The organism is Paludifilum halophilum, from assembly GCF_002245355.1.
GTDB lineage: Bacteria > Bacillota > Bacilli > Thermoactinomycetales > DSM-45169 > Paludifilum > Paludifilum halophilum.
This window is the reverse complement of sequence record NZ_NOWF01000002.1, coordinates 221,927-239,488: the sequence shown is the minus strand read 5'-3', so window position 1 is coordinate 239,488 and position 17,562 is coordinate 221,927. Positions and strand designations below refer to the sequence as shown.

Below are 17,562 nucleotides of genomic sequence, written 5' to 3'. Positions count from 1 at the left end.
ACGTTTGACCTTCGGTTCAATGGTGTTTTTTGCACGGCAAGAGGGGCATTCAATCTCAATCACTTTGATGAATGAACGGATGATCAGGAACATTCCTCCTATGACAAGTGTTGGGATGCCAATGATTCCCCCGATAATCGTAATCGTTAGAAGTGAACCCATAAAAAAGAACGTAAAAGCTCCGATGAAAAGGGTCTCTCTTTTCGGTTGTCGTTCCAATCGATGGTAGTATAGATGGTATTTGGACGAAAAATCTCCTCCTCATGGAAATTATTCGCTGTGACAAACAGTTTTTCCTGTAAAAGCACGTATTTTAAATTTATTAAAAGGAGGGATCAGAAGATGTCGGCTTCCGTTCAAGTGGATTTAAAGGAGTTTAATAAAAGGCTTAATGGCTTATCCACGGCAATGAACGATGCAACGGAGCAATTAACCAAAGTGGCGGCTACTGCAGCCGGGACGATTTCAGTGGTATTGGGGTTGTCGGTTGCAGCTAGTCCGGAGATAAAAGAGGCTTTTAATAAGCTGAAAGATTCATTTCATGATGCGAAGGAGAATATAGGAGAAGCACTGGCTCCAACGATTATAAAAATTATTGAGGTTATCCGATTTTTTGTAGACGCTTTTAATCAATTACCCGCACCAATTCAAAAGTTTATGGCTTTAACGGGTACATTCCTTGCGTTGTTGGTCAGTTTGGCCATGATTATTACAAATGCCGCAGCTGCTTTTATGGTACTTGTTGTGGCTGAATGGGCGGTGCTTCTACCAATACTAAAAATACTAGCGGTTGTTGTTGCCATCATCGCCCTATTCGCCACTTTGGCCTATGCCTTGATACAAGCCTACAACCAGTTTTCCTGGTTTCGCACGGTTGTGGATACGGTGTGGGAGTTTGTGCGAACGGCGTTTGTTACGGCACTCACCTTTATCCGGGACACGGTGCAAACGGTGATGACAGCGGTGACCACCTTTTTTCAGAGTCAACTGGAGCGAATCCAGGCGTTTTGGCAGGAGAACGGGAAGGTGATCATGGAGGCGGTAAAAAGAGTTTGGGGGTGGATGCAGCCCTTTATTTCCGTGGCCATGTCGGCGATTCTGGGAACGATTCGAGTGATTTGGACGATCATTAAAACCGTAACCGCATCGATCTGGGCCGGGATCAAAGGGGTGATTTCCACGGCCTTGACGGCGGTTATGGGGATCGTAAAATTCGCGGCTCAATTGCTGACCGGAAAATGGAGGGAAGCGTTAAACACCCTGCGGGAGACCACTGGAAAAATCTTAAAGGGGATCGGAAATACCTTTAACGATATGTTGGGCGGCCTCCCGAAAAAGGCACTGGCTTGGGGCAAGAATTTGATCAGCGGATTCATCGACGGCATCCGGTCGATGATGGGAAAGCTGACGGGAGCCTTAGGGGATGCGGCGGGGGTCGTCGGAGACTTCCTCGGTTTCTCTTCGCCGGCCAAGCGGGGACCGGGGCGTTCTGCCGATCAGTGGGCCCCTAATTTTATGGACATGTTTTCCAAGGGGATCCGGGCCGGTGTTCCACAGGTGGGGATGGCGGTTCGTGACACGGCTCGGGAGATAGAAGCGTCAACCGTTCCCGGATCGTCGGCAGAAGGCGGGTCGATCCGCCAACCGGTGGAAATCCACATCCTGCTGGACGGCGAAAAGATTATGCCGACGGTGCGCAAGGAGCTGCACCTGGATTTGCAATCGGCGATGCAGGGGGTGCGATAACGTGAACCACATTCGCTTTGAAACCGTCGATGACGCTTTTGATTCAACGGATTTCCACTTTGTCCATACCGGATTCGCCGAACGGGACCGGATTGCGCTGGATCCCGTGTCGGTGCGGGTTCCGGGATCCGGTCACTTCTACTTTTCTCCGCAACAGGACGAAGCGGAATTGACACTGATGTTCCGGTATATCGGGGATCGGTTCCACCGGGATGCGGATGCCTTTTCCCAGCGATTGTACAACCGGCGCCGGCCGGTACGGATCATTCTGCCGGAGGAAGATGATCGGTACTACCCCGGCCAAGTGATCCACCTTTCCACACAAGCGCAGCATCCCAAAATGGGGATTCTGAAAGCTCAGGTCCGGTTATATCGTCCTTTTGCCTGGAGAAGGTGGCGGGATCACGAAATCAATATGGACAATCCCTGGATCCATTTCAGTCAATCCGTGGTTCCTGTTCGGACCGAGTACCGGTTAACGGGTTCGGTCATTTCCATCCCTTACTACAATGAGGGGGTGGACCTTCCCCCCACTTTTGAGGTGGAGGGGGCGGATTATCCGCGATTCATGTTGGAAGGGCAGGATGTCCGCTATGATCGCCGAGTGGAAGGCGTTCTCACCTTGGGTTTGGAAGGGATGACCGCCCGGGAAGACGGCGCTTCCAGGGATGCCTTCCTTGTGGGCGATCCGCTGGTGATCCCCCACGGTCAACACGACATACGGGTTCATTATCAGTTGAAAAGCGATTCCGCTTATACGGTGGTCCATCAGGGCACCGCCGATTGGCAGGGAGGGAGCTTCATCAATACCCGGGTGGCAACGGATGGGGAGACAGGGGAGGGAATCGGCACCATTCCGGTGAACACTCCGGAATTCTCCCGTTCTTCCCCGGGATACCATGAGGACGGCACTCCTGCTTCGGGTCCTCGGTATGATCCAGGGAAGACCGGTTGTGCGGTACGGATGGAGAAGGAAGTGACCCAGGAGCTGTCCGATGCCGGGTTTCAAGATCTGGACACCTACTGGAATCGCAGTGGAGTGAAGCCGACGGATTCGGTCAGAGGAGCGGCCCGGATTCTGCGCGCCTCGTCCGGGGACGGTACGGACAGGGTGTATCTGTACCAAACGGTACCGGTGTCAGAGCAAGAGGAGATCACGATTCAGGTGAACCTCCGAAAAGCGGGCGGCGTGGATCACTGTGTGTTACGCCTTTCTTTCTATGATGCGGAAGGCCGGTTGTTGACCCCGTTTTACCGGAATGTGGCCGACGAGCTTACGGAGGATTTCCGCACCGTGTCCCTGACCGACACCGCCCCTGCCGGATCGGTGTCGGTACGCGCTTTCTTGATCGATGACGGCGGAACCCGACGGAACGAGCTTGAGGTTGAGGCGGTACAGCCCATGTTGACCAAGACCGCCCACACCTGGGGCTGGCATCTGGAGGGGACCAAGGCGGCGGAAACCCTTTCCATCCCCGGTGGCTCGATGCTGAATGAAGAGGCGGGTTCGATCGGGGTCTGGGTTTATAAAGACGGAACAGGGAGGGCGGGATTTATCTGGGATACCGCCGGTTCCAACCGCTTCTTATTCTATCGCTATGCCGGGGATCAAACCTATAACCTTTGGATGAACGGGGCTAACGTCTTTGACGGGAAAGGGACTCCCGCCCCTGGTATCGGGTGGCATTATTGGGAGGTGCGATGGGTTAATGGCAGAGTCGAATGGTATTTGGACGGGGAAATCGTTTCTTTGCAGGATGAGTCGGGAGAGGCTCGGACAGAGCTTATCCCCGATTTTTCGGGAGTGGAGACCTTTTTTATCGGGAGCGATAACCGGGGTGGACGCCAGTGGAACCACCTGATCGACGATTTTCGGATTTCCAATCGGGATCGGAATCCCGAAGAGCGTTACGATCCCGCGAGCGGTGATCCGATCCCCAACGATGAAAAGACGTCCCTTCTCTTTGATTTTGACCGCCGGTTCCGGGGAGAATCCGGGGGTCTTTTTATCTCCGAGAATATCGGAATCCACCTGGAGCGAAACGTGTCGGAGGGGCGGATGGCCTTTAAGCAGACCCCCTATGGGTCGGTGGATCTGGAGACCCGGTGGGACTTCGGCCGAGGATATGGCTCTTGGGAGCCGGTGGGAGCAGACGGCCGGATTTCGGCGATCCGTTCGGATACGGATTTAAGTCATGCACGGATGCAATACTGCATTCGTTTTCACACCTTTGATGTTTCCCGGCCTCACCGGTTGCAACGGGTGACCATCGATTTCCCCTGCCGCAAGGAAGGTCGGTTGCGGATTCAAAACCGCAAGCGATTATTATAAAGGAGGCTTTTTTATGTCCGGATTCAAAAAAATTGAAGTGAAGGACAGTCTGGTGGATTGGAGTGAAAAGTTCAACCACAATACCGATGAAAGTACGGATCTGAAGCGTCGCATGGATATCCTGGAAACCGGAGAAACCGTCGATAATGAACTGATCGCCCTGCGGGATTCCACCGCCTTTTCCTTTACCGGGACCACCGCCGATGAACGGGTGGAAAACGCCGAAGGGGAATTGTTGGCGGATCGGGAGCGGATCGATCGCCTGGAGAGCCGGTTGCTTCCGATGATCAATGTCAAGGATAAGGGGGCGGTCGGAGACGGGGTGACCGATGACAGTCCGGCGATCCAAGCGGCTCTGGATGAAGCCCGGGAGCAAGGAGGCGGCGAGGTACAGGTGCCGCCGGGGACCTATGCGATCCGAGCGACGTTATTGATATACAGCCGGACGAGGCTGCGCTTGTCCCCTGCCGCCAAGATTGTGCGGGACGCTGAACTGGGGAATATGCTCCGCAGCGGGATCGGAAATATCGATGGTTACCAAGGGGTGCACGATGTGGAAGTGACCGGGGGCGAATGGGACAGCAACGCCCGACGGTTTCCCAGCCCCGTCACCTCCCTGTCCTTCGGTCACTGCGAATATATTACCATCCGGGATACCAAGGTGACAGATGTGTATCATCATCACTGCGTCGAGCTGAATGCAGTTCGCCACGGAAAAGTGGTTCACTGTATTTTTGACGGGTACTCAGGAACCCGTTATTCCGAAGCGGTACAGATCGACTTGATGAAGTCCGCTTCCCAGTATCCGGCTTACGGAAACTACGACAATACGCCCTGCGACGACATTTTGATCGCCTACAATACGTTTACCCGTTGGTCCCGGGGTTTCGGCAGTCATTCCGCCACCACGAATATCTATCACACCAATGTCCGGGTGATCGGCAATCACTTTAAGGAGTTGACCGGTCAAGGGATTCGGGGGTATAACTACCGGGATTGTACCGTCGTCGGCAACACCTTTGAAAATTGCCGCATGGGCATCGAGATGCGAAATGCCGAGACGACGGCGGCGGGCCATTATACGATCGCCCATAACACCTTCCGCCGAATGAACGGGGAAGATCTGGGTTTCGGCATCTGGCTCAACGGTTTCTCAGAAGGAGGAAAAACTTACTGGATTACAGACGCTGTGATTACTGGGAATGTCATCGAAGAGACCAACAATGATGGGATCTACCTGGATTACTGTACCCGGGTTCAAGTGATCGGTAATGTCATCCGCCGGGCGGGAGACCAGGGGATCAGCGTGTACCGGATCGAATACAGCACCCTGGCTCAAAACCGGGTGGAGGATGTCTGGGAGTACGGGATTGCCGTCAATGAATCCAGTGACAATCATGTGATCGGCAATTTCTGCCGGGGAGGCAACCGGAAGGGGGACGATGAAATTCCCGGCATCGGTATTCATTCGGGATCCGATCGGAACCATGTACAGGGCAACTTGTGCCGGATGGACGCAACTGGATCCCGGCCCGATTACGGTATTCGCATCACCAATACCTGCAACGATAATTTGGTTACCAACAACGATCTTTACCGTTCGGGAACCGTCTCTTCCCTGCGCGACACCGGAAACGGAACCGTCACGACAGCCGGAAATCGGGAGTGAGGCGGATGATCGAAGTCTTTGATTGCAAGCTGAACCGGATCGGCCCGATTCCCCGCACCCGGGAGAACAAGCAGACCTGCGTTTTGAATAAGGCGGGGGAATTTTCTTTTGAGGCACCGCTGGAATCCTTCCGACTCGACACCCTTGACATCCGTCCGGAGCGCGCGTTGGAGCGGTTGCGGCATCAAACCTTCATCCGGTGGAAGGAGAACGGTGTCTATCGGTTTACGGGGATGCCGGAGAAAATTGAGCGGGAAGAGAGTGCGGCGGTTGCTGGAGAAAAACAAACACCCCCATTATACCTATGAAACGGCTATGGTCGACTTGTCCGAGTGGAAAGATGAATGGGGACAGAGGCCTTACCGCGACCGTGAACCGGAGCTGGGGGATACGGCGCACATCGTTCATCCCCGCTTCGGAATCGATATCCGGGAGCGGATTGTTAAAATCGAGCGGTACTACGACGAAGACAAACGTCACCGGATCGGGATCGAATTGGCGGAAAAGAAGAGGAGCTGGTCAGACCTCATCCGGGGAATGAAAAATGAGATCCGTTCGTTGCACCGGGGACAAGGGGTTCCTTTTTCCATCCACGACAATCTGGATCAAGAGATCGATGTCGATGTTTCCGCATCGATGTCTTTTTATCTGGATCGGAAAATCGAGTTCGTGAACGAAGCCCGTCTCTTTTATACCGGATCCGAAAGGCAAAAAGGGACGGAGCTGTCTTTGCCCTTTGCTCTGACTGTCACCGTCAACGGTTCTCTCGCGGTTCGTTCCGACCGGGTACAGCAGGAGGTGGACATCGGGGACTATTTGCGGATCGGCGAGCAAAACCGGGTGGTATTTGAAGCCGAAGGACCGATCCGTGTCGAGGCGGATCTTGTGGTCCGGTGTTTTATCCGGCAGTAGATGAAACGGAGATACAGAGGAAGTCAAACTGCGACGGATCCGTGTCTGAAAAAATGAAAACCGGACGGAGATTCAGATTCGTCCGGTTTTTTATGGCTTCACCTGGTAACAGGGTCGGTTGCGGGTCCGGCTTTTTTTGCAAAACCTCCACCGACATGTTAAACTTACCTTGAATGGAGGAAAGGTTTTCGAACAGTTTGGGAGCAAACTGTTGAATGGGGGGGTTCACTTGACGACGCCGATTCAAACCGATTTGAACCAGCGGGCTGAGCAATTGCTCAGGGAAGACGCGAACAAGATTGAACAGTTGATCGCGGTACAGCTGGATAATCTGACTGCCCCGAAGTGTCCCTTGTACGAGGAAGTTCTGGACACCCAGATGTTCGGCCTTTCCAGGGAGATTGACTTTGCGGTGCGTGCCGGTTTGATCACCCGGGCGCAAGGTAGGGAAATCATCAGCGAACTGGAACAGAAGCTGGCCCACCTCTACTCTTTGGTCCTTCCCTCCCCGAACCAGCAGAGCTGATCATTGGCTCTATGATATGATTCGATGGATCGTGAAAGGGCTCCGAAGAAGGAGTCTTTTTTGCTGTAAGAACAAAGGCGGTGGCTTGCTGTGTGAGCCCAGCAGGTCAACGCCTTTTTTTGGATGAACGGTTTCCTTTTTCTCCGTGGAAGGGATCCACGGCAAAACCGAAGTTTCTGACGGCTTGAATTTCTTTCGTATCGAAAAGGCTGAGATCCCGTTTTTTGTATCGGCCGATCGATTCCGGGCGCTGAATCAGCCGGCTCAATCGATGGATATCCATATGGCGGAGGTTCAGTTCCAAAAAGCGGATGATTCGGTGGATCTCTCGTTTCGGATGAAGGCAGAGGTCGTTGTATTTCAGTACAAGCAGCCGATTCCCCAACAATTGACGCCCGAGGCGAATCGCCCGTCGGTTGGATCGGATCCAGTACTGAAGGTAGGATTTGGGTTTCATTCGAGGCGTTTCGGGTTTTTTGATATGAAACAATTTCCCCCATAGACGGAGCTGATTTTTATTTCCGCTGAAGGCGATATCCAAGCCGTGACGGATGACGTGGATGTACTTCATCCGAGGAAAATGGGCATTTAAAAAATTCAAGTAGATATGGGTGACCGGGTTTTTCCATCCCCAGCCTTGATAACGGGGGTGACCCGCTTCTCCGGAATCGAACATCTCACGTTCGAATCGGCGGAACGCCCAGTGAATGGCTTCGGGATTGCGCTTATGGTTTCGGATCAGCCATTGCGGTCGGCGAAACAGGGAAGCAAAGGTCCGGTTGTCGTTGGAGGTATTTAACTTTCCCAGATAAAAACCCATCTCCTTCAGCAGTTCCGCCACTACCCGGGTTCCGCTCCCGCCCACCCCGCCGATTACCACTGGAGCTTCCCGCCGCAGTTTGAAACGGGTTGGAGGTTCACCAGTGTTCATTTTTGTCATCCCTTTGCATGGAACTTTATAACATACTTTATTCAATCGGAATGGAGAGGGTATCAGCGGCTCCCCACGGGTTCCTCCTCTTCGCTCGGATAAATCCCCCGGATATCTGTGGAATTTTCCCTTCTGGAATATCTCCCGAATCAGGCCATAAAGAAGGCGGTGCCCAAAATCGCGTATACGATGAGGAGAAGAACACCTTCATACCAGTTGGTTGAACCGTCCCGGGAGATGGAGGTGGCGATCAGGACGGATACAGCGATGGCGACCAGTTCATATCCGGTAAAGATCAATTCCATCGGCTTTCTGAACAGCAGACTGATAAAGACCAGAGTGGGTGCGACAAAGAGGGCGATCTGCAAACTGCTGCCGATGGCGATTTCCACCGTGGCATCGACGCGGTCCTTTAAAGCCAGGAAGATGGCGGCGCTGTGTTCGGCGGCGTTCCCGATAATGGCGATCAGAAAGGCGCCGATGAATAAATCGGACCAACCCAAGGTATGAGCGACGGCTTCAATGCTTCCCACCAGCCATTCACTTTGAACGGCGACAAAGACCGTGGATATCAGGAGTAAGAGGATCGAAATCTTAAGGGACCAATCCGGTTTCTCCTCGGTGAAGGCCTGATTTTGCGCCGCGGCTACGGCCGGTATTTCCTCCTCTTCCTTTCCCCTCGGAGAAGAGGCCGTATTGCTCAGCAATTCTTTGTGTGTCACCATGGAAAAGAGCAACCAGAGAAGATAACCGAGGATGAGCAGACCGGAGATGGTCAGGCTTAAAAGATGGGCTTCACCGGTGGCTAAGTCCCTGAAGAAGGCGGCGGAAATAAACAGAGCAATCACGGCTAACATCATTAAGGAAGCGTTATGACCCGCCAACATCTGATTAAAGGTTTGGGTTTTGTGCTTCAGGCCGCCCAGGAGAAGACTTAAGCCCAGAACCAGGAGCATATTGCCGATGATGGAGCCGGTAATACTGGCCTTCACCATCCCGATCAGCCCTTCACGAACCAAAAAAATGGCGATAATCAATTCCGCGGCGTTTCCAAAGGTGGCATTAAGAAATCCACCTAACCGTTCTCCAGCATAATGGGCCGTACTCTCTGTCGCTTTTCCCAGCAAAACGGCCCAAAACAACAGGGAAAAAGAAGCGGCGGCAAAGCGGATCATTTCATTGCCCAAGAAGTAGTGAGCGATTGCACTGAACAGTGTCATTCCAATCAAGACAGGGTAAAACCATTTGGGGTTCACGGCCTCTTTCCTCCTCGGTATATATCGTGTTTGTTCCTTTGTCGATTTTTATCGAAAAATACGAAGGAATCGCAGAAACGGCTGTAGAATTTAATCACATTATATTCTTTACCAAAACCCGCAGGAGGACTATAGGATATGAATGTCGATAAATCGATCGCTATATTGATCGACCTGGAAAATGTGTATTACGGGTTGAAAAAATATCATATGGATCCGGATCATCCGGAGTCTCACCATAATCTGTTTCTGCGGCTGCAGGAATATTACGGACGTCAGGCCATCCGAATGATGGAAGTATATGCCGATTTTGAGCAATTACAAATGTCAATGACCAGTCTGCAAAAAAAGCGAGTCCATATCCATCAGGTATACGGTAACGGCAGGGGAGAGGAAGAGAGGAAAAACGCCGCCGATATCCAGCTCTGCCTGGATGCCATGGATATCCTTCATCGCATTCCCGAGGTGACTACATTTGTCATCGTCAGTGCCGACCAGGATATGATTCCTCTGATGGACCGGTTATGGACCCGAGGGAAACGTGTCGAGCTGTTTTGCCTCAATGACGAAAGCCTGTCGAAATCCGCCCAGATTCATGAATTTTGTGATAAAACCCATAATTTATTCAACTTTTTAAATATATCCCAATTCCAAAATCTCTCCCGGATGGACCGCTTGGTTCAGGATGCTTTGATCCAGATTTACGAGTGGTATGAAGATCCCAACAATTCAGGGAAAAGTTACGGCAGCACCTGGATCAAAAAAGATCTTAATCGAAAACTAAATCTCACGGAAGGGGAAGCGAACCAGTTGTTCGCCAAACTACTTCAGGGACGTTATTTGGAACCCTACGAAATCTCGGTGGATGGGAACATTTATTATGGATATTATGTCAATCTGCAGCATCCCCAGGTGCGCACTGTGGTCCGTATCGCCGGTTATCGGGTGGATTAAAGCCCGGTTCCTTCATTTGGGGAAGCTCCCCCTTCGTGGTATAATAAAACAACCGCGAAGCGGTGGATGGAAAAATTGATCAAAGAAAGAAAAACGGGAAGTAGCAACCGGCCCGGTAACGGCTTGGTCGAAACAGACCCTTTCAAGGGTTTTGGCAAACGTTTTTCACAACGCTCATGGTCGACGGGGGCATGGTGAAAACCTTATAATGGATTAAATACCCATCCTATAAAAGGGAGGAAGCGAGATGTCCGAAAACGGTTCTGAGGGCGCCATTCGGATTGCGGATGATGTCGTAGCGGTAATCGCCGGTTTGGCGGCGACCAAAACCAACGGGGTTGCCAGCATGTCCGGCGGAATCACGGAGGGTTGGGCGAAACGGGTGGGCGGTAAAAATGTCACCCGGGGCGTTTCCGTGGAAGTGGGGCAGGTAGAAACGGCCATCGATCTCCGAGTCATTGTGGAGTACGGAGTGAAGATCCACGAAATTTGCCGCGAGCTACAGGAGAATGTGAAGGAAGCCGTTGAGACGATGACAGGGTTGTCGGTGGTGGAGGTTAACATCAAGGTGGAAGGGGTCGACTTTAAAGAAGAGCAAGGCGGCGATTTGGAACGTGTCGTCAAATAGAAAAGATGTTTGGGAGAGTGACCGGCCGGGTGCCGGTCTTCTTACATGAAAAAAGACCGAACCTCCGGCAGGACAAAGCATCTAACAGGAAGTTCGGTCATCGGTTCTTTCGGTGGATCAGGACAACCCTTCTCTCACCTCGGTAATGGCTTGATCGATTCTTTCCCGGAAATCCTCGGGAATTTCAGCGTTTCTGTCCAATCCATGGGGGAAGAGGTGGCGCATAAAAATCGGATGATCCAGTTCCACTTCGGCTTTGGGGTTTTCCAAGCGCCCACTTACGGCATAAGCGGGAATCCGCAGGTAAAAGTCCGATTCTTCATTGGAAAATTTCATATCAAAGCTGGCCTTGTCGTAGTCCCAGGCTCCGGCACGGACAAATCCCGCCTGGAACATCACTTTTTCCACTTCACCGAAGGTTTTTGTAATCCCTTTGATTCCGGCGTCTTCTATGACCATAATCAGTGCTCCTCCTTTGACGATCATTCCCGAAGATTCCTTTTCATCATAGTATGTTCCGGCCGATTGCGCAATATTGGGCGGGATCGTTGGCTAGCCCGCTACGTCCCGCTTATTGAATAACAGCCACGAAATCGTGTTGAAAAGAAGGAAGTAAACCGTCAACACGGTGATGGAAAAAGAAAGAGACATTCCCTGAAACATCGGTTGTCCGTCGACATACTGGGTGAGGTCCGTATTGGCGAACAGAAGATATTTCCCCCATTCCTGATCCAATCCGGCCAGTACCCCGACCGCCGTGGAACCGGTAAACATCAGGAAGATGGAAAGTCCGATCGCCAAGGAACTGGACCGGAATACCGTGGAGATCATAAAGGCGAAAGTGACCATCAACAAAAGGTTGACACATTCCAGACCGAACAGACTGATTACATGGACGACCATACTCTTTTCCGCCACTTGTCCGTTTTCATAGGTGAGATAGGGCGAACCCCAATCGCCGATTCCGAAAAAAGCGGATCCCAATAGGAAGGAGAAGAGGAACAGGATTGCTAAAAGGCTGAGGGCGAAGAGCAACGTCGACAGGTATTTGGACAGCAGGATCTTGGTTCGGGTCACAGAGCGGATCAGAAGTAATTTGACTGTACCCCAGGAGAATTCACCAGCGACACTGGTGGCCCCGACGATGACAGTGAACAGAGTGATCAGGGAAGTCAGGTCCACCGTTCGATTCATGAATCCCCACAGGGTGTTTTCTGCCGGTGCGATGTCGTTTTCAATCCGATGTTGGTTGATCGCGTATTGCTCCTTCAACTGCTCGTGAACAGAATCGGTCATCTGTTGCTCACTCATTGTTTTTTCCAAACCGCGATTCTGTTGAATCAGGTTTTGTTTCCAGTCGGTGTTTTGTTGTTGGATGGCATTGTATTTCGTGATGGCGGCCACGCCGAGCGAGGCCAGCAACAGGAGACCGATCATCACCCAGGTGCCGATGCGCCGGTAGATCTTCATGTTTTCGTTTTGGATCAAGCGGGCGAATTTAAACAATCTGATTCCCTCCTGTCACTTCCAGGAATTTGTCTTCTAGTGTTTTGGTGGCGGTTTGAATGCCGTAGACAGCAATGTCCCGTTTCACCAATTCGGCATTGATCTGTGGGATTTGCTCCCGGGACAGTGTGACTTGCAGACCCTGCGGGGTGACTTCAGGGGTTTGACCCGGCAAGAGCTGTTTCAAGCACATTTTGGCCTCCGCCGCCGGTTCGACGGTGTAGATCACGTTCAACTGTTCTTCCTCTCCGACAAAATCCCCCACCTTCTTGACATCGATCAGTTTCCCGTTCTGGATGATTCCGATCCGGTCACACATCATCTCCATTTCGGAAAGCAGATGGCTGGAGACCATAACCGCCAGGTTTTCTTCCCGAGCCCATTTTCTCAAGTATTCCCGGATCTCCCGGATTCCGGCGGGATCCAATCCGTTGGTGGGTTCGTCCAAAATCAACAGGGAAGGGGAATGAAGCAGTGCCTGAGCTACTCCCAGCCGCTGCCGCATGCCCAAGGAATAAGTTTTGACCGGGTCGTGGATCCGCTGTTCCAAACCGACGAGGCGGACTACTTCATCGATGCGCTCCTTTTTCACCCCGTCGCACATGCGCCAGTAATGAATCAGGTTTTGCCGGCCGGTTAAAAACTTATACATTTCCGGATTTTCCACAATTCCGCCCACATGGGCGATTGCTTTTTCGAAGTTTTGCTTGAGGTTGGTTCCCCGAATGATCACGTCTCCCGCTGTAATCGAGATCAGACCGACAATCATGCGAATCGTTGTTGTTTTGCCTGCGCCGTTGGGACCCAAGAAACCGAAGACTTCACCCGGATAAATGTCCAGGGTCACGTCTTCGACGATTTTTTTGTTACCGATTTGCTTGGTTAGGTGGCGAATCTGCAAGACCGGTTGATTTTCCATGTTCCTTCCTCCTTCAGCTTGGTAACGAGCGGCAGGTGTTTCCTGCGTAAACGTCGTTCATCCATTCGGCGATGCTTTTGTTTTCTGTCCTGCGCAGTTCTTCTACGTCGGCTACCTTGATCACTTCCCCGTCGCGGACCGCCACGATCATATCGAGAAGAGGTTCCATCTCGTTCACCTCGTGGGTGGTCAGGACAACAGTCTGTTTCTCCAAGTCGACGAAAGAGATCAACCCTTTGATAATGGAGTCCCGTACCATCGGATCCAGTCCTGACAAGGGTTCGTCCATCAGGATGTAAGGAACTTTGCGGGAGAGAACGAGCAGGATCTTCACCCGGCTCCGGTATCCCTTGGACAGGTGCTTCACCTTCTGTGCCGGATCCACCCCCATGAAGCTCAAAATCTCCTTCGATGTCTCCCCGTCGAAATCAGCAAACTGGGAAGCGTAATAATCGATGGTCTCCTGTACTGTAAAAAAAGGATAATAGGTATCCAGTTCCGACAGGTAGGATACCTTGCGGGCAGTGCGCCGGTCGACCTTCTCACCGTCCACCGTGACTGTGCCGGAGCTCGGCCGAACCAGTCCGGAGATCAATTTGAGCATCGTTGATTTTCCACTTCCGTTTTCACCGATCACGCCGATGATTTTTCCTGTCGGAAGTTGGAGATCAACATCCATCAAGGCTTTTTTTCGAAGATACCGCTTGGAAACTCCCTGAAGCCGGATCACTCTTCCTTCCCCCTGTCTCTTTGCTGTTTCAAGTAATCTTGCAGACCAGAGACAATCTCCTCCGGGTTGAAGCCCATTTCTCCCATGGCGCGGACGAAGAACTCGATCTGCCGGTTTCTGAGATCTTCCCGCAGTTGCGACAACCGTTTCTCATCTTCCGTGATAAAAGTGCCCTGTCCCCTCCTGCTTTCCACGATCCCCATCCTCTCCAATTCGCTGTATGTCCGATTCACAGTATTCGGGTTGACATGGGACTGAATCGCCATCTCCCGGACGGAGGGGAGTTTATCCCCGGGCCTCAATTCCCGGCGGAGGATCTGTCGGTTGATCCGTTCAGCCAGCTGGAGGTAGATAGGACTGGATGGGTGAAATTCATCGCTCAACCGCTACACCTCCACTTACCGCATCCAGCAATAAAATGCCGGCCATGCCCAACCAGACGGCCTTTTTCGTTAAGCGGTAATCTCTACTCAGTGTGTAGGTCCATGCGGACAACGTCAGTTCCTCCATTCCTTTTGACTTGTTCCGTCCGGCCTGTCATACCTCCACTTTCTCGATCAACCGGCAGGAAAGGAAGAACAAACCGGTATTTAACAGGAAGTCGAACAGATATTCACCGATGTAGGGTGTAACGTTGGCTTCACCCGGGAGTGTGTAAGGGATGAATCCCCACTGGGTCAGCCAGAGGTAGAGATCGGTATGTACCCATTTTCCGAAAAGGAGGAGCAAGGAAATTCCCCCGACAGCCGTAACCAACCATGTCCATTTCCCGGTGTAAGGGTTCAGCCGGCGATAGGCAGACCAGAGGAGAAGGACCAGCAGGCTCAGCGACAGGGAGATCCACAGGAAACTGCCCAAGGCGGTGAAGCCGAAGCGGACCCATTCCGCTGAAAAGGCGGATGTGCCATCGCGGACCAAGATATGGCCTTCCCGGATCAGTATATAAAACAGGTACGAGGGATAAGCGGCACTGATCAAGAGAGAGATCAGCATCGCCAACAGCCCGTTAAGCAGTTTGGAAGTCACCAGGCGAAGGGCGGATTGCGTGTTGTGCAGCCACTGATGCAATTGTTTGGCTTCCACCTGCAAACTGCTGTAAAGGTAGACCGGCCAGTAAAACAGGTGCAATGTGACCGGCAACAGGCTCCATCCGAACCTTTTCTCCATCGATGGAACCCTGAAAGCGATGAAAAGATTTACTGCGACGACGATGAATATACCGGTCAACAACCAGGTACGGCCCATTCGAAAATCTTTGTGCAACAATCCCTTCCAGGCGGTCAACAACCATAGCCTCCTTCTTCATGGGGATGCTTTTTAATGAATGTATTAGTGTACTAATTAAATAGTACATTTCTGCAAAAGCGTTGTCAATATGGGATCTCAAGAGGGTCTGGTGTGGGTGTCGGGTGCATTCAATGGATGAAGGGTTCGAACGCATCTTGAGATATTTTTTAGAAAGAATAACGAAAGGAGCTCTTTACTGAAGCGAGGGAAATCAGTTGTCGTATTTCGAGGTTTTTTATCAAACCGTATTGGCCTTCGGGAGCATATTGGTATTAACTCTCATCCTGGGTAAGCAGCAGATTGCCGAGATGACACCGTTTGAATATATTAATGGGATTACTTTCGGCTCTATCGCTGGTGTGATGGCCACGGATCTCGAAAGCGGGACGATGAAGCATCTATTCGGTCTCGTGTTATTCGGCTTGTTAACCCTGTTGATGTCTTATCTGTCCCTGAAAAGTCGTCGGGGAAGGAAGCTCTTGGAGGGGGATCCGGTGATATTTATTTCCGATGGGCAGATCCTGGAGGAAAATCTGAGAAAAAACCGGCTCAATATGAGTGAGATCATGCATCTATTGCGGAAAAAAGATGTTTTCGACATTTCCGAGGTTCAATACGCCATCATCGAAAACGACGGCGAGGTTTCTGTGATGAAAAAGCCCGAACATCAGAATGCGACGAAACAGGATGCCCATCAACAGTCTCCGCCGATCCCCCCGCCCAAACCTCCGCAAATTCCTATGGAATTGGTAGTGGATGGTCAGATTATCTATGAAAATCTGCGTTCGATCGGAAAAGATGGAAAGTGGCTGATGAATGAATTGAAGCGGGTTGCCTCTGTCGCCTCGATTCGGGATGTGTTTTATGCCGCGATGGAATCCGATGGGAGTCTGTATGTGGATACGAGAAAAGATGAAGTCTAAAAACATAAATCATGGAAAACAAGAAAAAATAAAAAGCGTTATGGCCTAGCCATAACCGGACAAAAAGGAGGGAAAATCATGAGTCAACTGCGTGAAATCATGTCGACGGATGTGGCTGCGGTAACCCCGCAGGACAATGTGTACCAGGCGGCACATTTGATGAAGCAATATAATGTGGGGATGATCCCTGTCGTTGAAAACGGGGTATTGCGCGGGGTGGTCACGGACCGCGATCTGGTGTTGCGATCCGTTGCTGAGCAAAAGAACGAAATGGTGACCGTGGGAGAAGTGATGAGCGGAACCAATCTGGTGACAGGGACCCCCGAAATGGACGCAACGGAAGCGTCCCAGTTGATGGCCCAGAACCAGATCCGGCGGTTGCCGGTTGTGGATAATAACCAGCTGGTCGGGGTCGTGGCTCTGGGGGATCTGGCTGTTCGCCAACCCCACGCCAGTGAAGCGGGACAAGCACTGAGCAATATCTCGGAAAAAAATCCTTACATGTAATCGAGTCAAGTTTCCATTTGGTGAAAGCGAAAAACCCGGATAAAGCAGTGAGTTGGCGTCTTATTTACAGGCGTCAACTTTTTTCTTTGAACTCTTTTTTCATTTCCGGAGCGGGTTTTTTACACTCCTTATCCCGTCCACAAGATACTTTTCCATGAGAACTTTCCCGCATGGTTTTCATAGATGAAGCGGGTGTAGATGCGGCTACCGGGCACTTGCCAACCCGCAATCATGGAAATAAAGAGGATTGCACGCTATGATTTTAGACCTTCACGGATATGAGGATTCGGTTTTAAAAGGACTGGCCGGAGTGGAAGTGGTCTGGGGCGGGCTGTTGCTCTACTTTTCCGGGCGGCCGTGGCTTTTTCGCGTTCGCGCCGTCGTTGCCGTTTTTCATTCTCCGCACATTTTGGAAACGGTTTTTCGTGTTGCTGAACAAAATCGGATCCAACTCATCTGTTTGACCGCCCATAAGGAAGAAGAAATCCTCTCCCGTTTTCCGGTGGTGTACAGTCTGCAATTACGCCCCGCCTATGGGAAAGAAGTAATGAAAGTGGAAAATGTGGAACGAGGTTTTTTTCATTTGGTTGATACAGAGGAGCGTGAATAATTCCTTTACTGCTCGCTATTCCTGCGGAAATAGCGGGTTTTTTGTGAAATGGTATTGATTTCTTTGTTTCATAAAAGTACCAGGATAATACGAACCTTTGTTCTCGTATAATGGAAGGGAGATGGT

20 protein-coding genes are annotated in these 17,562 nt (G+C 51.4%); 11 read left to right on the top strand and 9 right to left on the bottom strand.

All coding sequences use genetic code 11. The features are described from left to right. The first annotated feature begins 342 nt into the window (after positions 1 to 342). The 6 genes from CHM34_RS04055 to CHM34_RS04030 all read left to right on the top strand — a co-directional run bounded on the left by CHM34_RS04055 (position 343) and on the right by CHM34_RS04030 (position 7,185). Complete coding sequence (locus CHM34_RS04055) at positions 343 to 1,746, top strand: phage tail protein (RefSeq protein WP_094263304.1); 1,404 nt, start codon at positions 343 to 345, stop codon at positions 1,744 to 1,746. A gap of 1 nt (position 1,747) precedes the next feature. Next, on the top strand, positions 1,748 to 4,078 hold the full coding sequence (locus CHM34_RS04050; RefSeq protein WP_094263303.1) for a LamG domain-containing protein: 2,331 nt from the start codon (positions 1,748 to 1,750) through the stop codon (positions 4,076 to 4,078). Between the two features lie 13 nt (positions 4,079 to 4,091). Next, positions 4,092 to 5,747, top strand: coding sequence for a right-handed parallel beta-helix repeat-containing protein (locus CHM34_RS04045; RefSeq protein ID WP_094263302.1), 1,656 nt, complete (start codon positions 4,092 to 4,094; stop codon positions 5,745 to 5,747). 5 nt (positions 5,748 to 5,752) lie between these two features. Continuing rightward, positions 5,753 to 6,055, top strand: a complete 303-nt coding sequence (locus CHM34_RS04040; RefSeq protein ID WP_094263301.1) for a hypothetical protein — start codon at positions 5,753 to 5,755, stop codon at positions 6,053 to 6,055. Beyond that, positions 5,994 to 6,659, top strand: coding sequence for a phage tail protein (locus CHM34_RS04035; protein ID WP_169713578.1), 666 nt, complete (start codon positions 5,994 to 5,996; stop codon positions 6,657 to 6,659). Before CHM34_RS04040 ends, CHM34_RS04035 begins: the two co-directional genes overlap by 62 nt. Before the next feature lie 229 nt (positions 6,660 to 6,888). After that, entirely contained in the window at positions 6,889 to 7,185 is a 297-nt protein-coding gene (locus tag CHM34_RS04030) for an Fpa/YlaN family protein (protein WP_094263525.1), read from the top strand. A gap of 106 nt (positions 7,186 to 7,291) precedes the next feature. Here the strand turns inward: CHM34_RS04030 and CHM34_RS04025 are convergent, their stop codons facing one another. Next, entirely contained in the window at positions 7,292 to 8,116 is an 825-nt protein-coding gene (locus CHM34_RS04025) for a sulfotransferase family protein (RefSeq protein WP_169713577.1), read from the bottom strand. A 149-nt stretch (positions 8,117 to 8,265) separates the two neighbouring features. After that, entirely contained in the window at positions 8,266 to 9,372 is a 1,107-nt protein-coding gene (cax, locus tag CHM34_RS04020; RefSeq protein WP_439116309.1) for a calcium/proton exchanger, read from the bottom strand. A 138-nt stretch (positions 9,373 to 9,510) separates the two neighbouring features. On the opposite strand from cax, the gene CHM34_RS04015 reads away from it, so the two are divergent. Further along, positions 9,511 to 10,326, top strand: a complete 816-nt coding sequence (locus tag CHM34_RS04015) for an NYN domain-containing protein (protein WP_094263298.1) — start codon at positions 9,511 to 9,513, stop codon at positions 10,324 to 10,326. A gap of 247 nt (positions 10,327 to 10,573) precedes the next feature. Further along, positions 10,574 to 10,954, top strand: coding sequence for an Asp23/Gls24 family envelope stress response protein (locus tag CHM34_RS04010; protein ID WP_094263297.1), 381 nt, complete (start codon positions 10,574 to 10,576; stop codon positions 10,952 to 10,954). Between the two features lie 117 nt (positions 10,955 to 11,071). Here the strand turns inward: CHM34_RS04010 and CHM34_RS04005 are convergent, their stop codons facing one another. The 7 genes from CHM34_RS04005 to CHM34_RS03980 all read right to left on the bottom strand — a co-directional run bounded on the left by CHM34_RS04005 (position 11,072) and on the right by CHM34_RS03980 (position 15,393). Beyond that, complete coding sequence (locus CHM34_RS04005; protein WP_169713576.1) at positions 11,072 to 11,413, bottom strand: YugN family protein; 342 nt, start codon at positions 11,411 to 11,413, stop codon at positions 11,072 to 11,074. A 93-nt stretch (positions 11,414 to 11,506) separates the two neighbouring features. Beyond that, positions 11,507 to 12,460, bottom strand: a complete 954-nt coding sequence (locus CHM34_RS04000) for an ABC transporter permease (protein WP_240511860.1) — start codon at positions 12,458 to 12,460, stop codon at positions 11,507 to 11,509. Continuing rightward, a complete protein-coding gene (locus CHM34_RS03995; protein WP_094263295.1) occupies positions 12,453 to 13,379 on the bottom strand; it encodes an ABC transporter ATP-binding protein in 927 nt (308 codons plus the stop codon). Before CHM34_RS03995 ends, CHM34_RS04000 begins: the two co-directional genes overlap by 8 nt. Before the next feature lie 13 nt (positions 13,380 to 13,392). Then, positions 13,393 to 14,109, bottom strand: a complete 717-nt coding sequence (locus CHM34_RS03990) for an ABC transporter ATP-binding protein (RefSeq protein WP_094263294.1) — start codon at positions 14,107 to 14,109, stop codon at positions 13,393 to 13,395. Next, a complete protein-coding gene (locus CHM34_RS03985) occupies positions 14,106 to 14,492 on the bottom strand; it encodes a GntR family transcriptional regulator (RefSeq protein ID WP_094263293.1) in 387 nt (128 codons plus the stop codon). Before CHM34_RS03985 ends, CHM34_RS03990 begins: the two co-directional genes overlap by 4 nt. Continuing rightward, complete coding sequence (locus CHM34_RS19940; RefSeq protein WP_276207676.1) at positions 14,482 to 14,604, bottom strand: hypothetical protein; 123 nt, start codon at positions 14,602 to 14,604, stop codon at positions 14,482 to 14,484. Before CHM34_RS19940 ends, CHM34_RS03985 begins: the two co-directional genes overlap by 11 nt. 42 nt (positions 14,605 to 14,646) lie before the next feature. Next, complete coding sequence (locus tag CHM34_RS03980; RefSeq protein ID WP_141201625.1) at positions 14,647 to 15,393, bottom strand: hypothetical protein; 747 nt, start codon at positions 15,391 to 15,393, stop codon at positions 14,647 to 14,649. A gap of 218 nt (positions 15,394 to 15,611) precedes the next feature. On the opposite strand from CHM34_RS03980, the gene CHM34_RS03975 reads away from it, so the two are divergent. The 3 genes from CHM34_RS03975 to CHM34_RS03965 all read left to right on the top strand — a co-directional run bounded on the left by CHM34_RS03975 (position 15,612) and on the right by CHM34_RS03965 (position 17,436). Next, complete coding sequence (locus CHM34_RS03975) at positions 15,612 to 16,319, top strand: DUF421 domain-containing protein (protein WP_206093745.1); 708 nt, start codon at positions 15,612 to 15,614, stop codon at positions 16,317 to 16,319. 78 nt (positions 16,320 to 16,397) lie between these two features. Continuing rightward, complete coding sequence (locus CHM34_RS03970) at positions 16,398 to 16,826, top strand: CBS domain-containing protein (RefSeq protein ID WP_094263291.1); 429 nt, start codon at positions 16,398 to 16,400, stop codon at positions 16,824 to 16,826. 256 nt (positions 16,827 to 17,082) lie between these two features. After that, positions 17,083 to 17,436 (top strand): hypothetical protein, encoded by a 354-nt coding sequence (locus CHM34_RS03965; protein WP_094263290.1) that lies wholly within the window; start codon positions 17,083 to 17,085, stop codon positions 17,434 to 17,436. Positions 17,437 to 17,562 lie beyond the last annotated feature (126 nt).

Excerpts from the sequence above, each read along its gene's own strand:
- CHM34_RS04055 (WP_094263304.1), top strand. The coding sequence starts at position 343 with ATGTCGGCTTCCGTTCAAGTGGATTTAAAGGAGTTTAATAAAAGGCTT.
- CHM34_RS04045 (WP_094263302.1), top strand. The coding sequence starts at position 4,092 with ATGTCCGGATTCAAAAAAATTGAAGTGAAGGACAGTCTGGTGGATTGG.
- CHM34_RS04040 (WP_094263301.1), top strand. The coding sequence starts at position 5,753 with ATGATCGAAGTCTTTGATTGCAAGCTGAACCGGATCGGCCCGATTCCC.
- CHM34_RS04025 (WP_169713577.1), bottom strand. The coding sequence starts at position 8,116 with ATGAACACTGGTGAACCTCCAACCCGTTTCAAACTGCGGCGGGAAGCT.
- CHM34_RS04015 (WP_094263298.1), top strand. The coding sequence starts at position 9,511 with ATGAATGTCGATAAATCGATCGCTATATTGATCGACCTGGAAAATGTG.
- CHM34_RS04010 (WP_094263297.1), top strand. The coding sequence starts at position 10,574 with ATGTCCGAAAACGGTTCTGAGGGCGCCATTCGGATTGCGGATGATGTC.
- CHM34_RS04005 (WP_169713576.1), bottom strand. The coding sequence starts at position 11,413 with ATGGTCATAGAAGACGCCGGAATCAAAGGGATTACAAAAACCTTCGGT.
- CHM34_RS03995 (WP_094263295.1), bottom strand. The coding sequence starts at position 13,379 with ATGGAAAATCAACCGGTCTTGCAGATTCGCCACCTAACCAAGCAAATC.
- CHM34_RS03970 (WP_094263291.1), top strand. The coding sequence starts at position 16,398 with ATGAGTCAACTGCGTGAAATCATGTCGACGGATGTGGCTGCGGTAACC.
- CHM34_RS03965 (WP_094263290.1), top strand. The coding sequence starts at position 17,083 with ATGATTTTAGACCTTCACGGATATGAGGATTCGGTTTTAAAAGGACTG.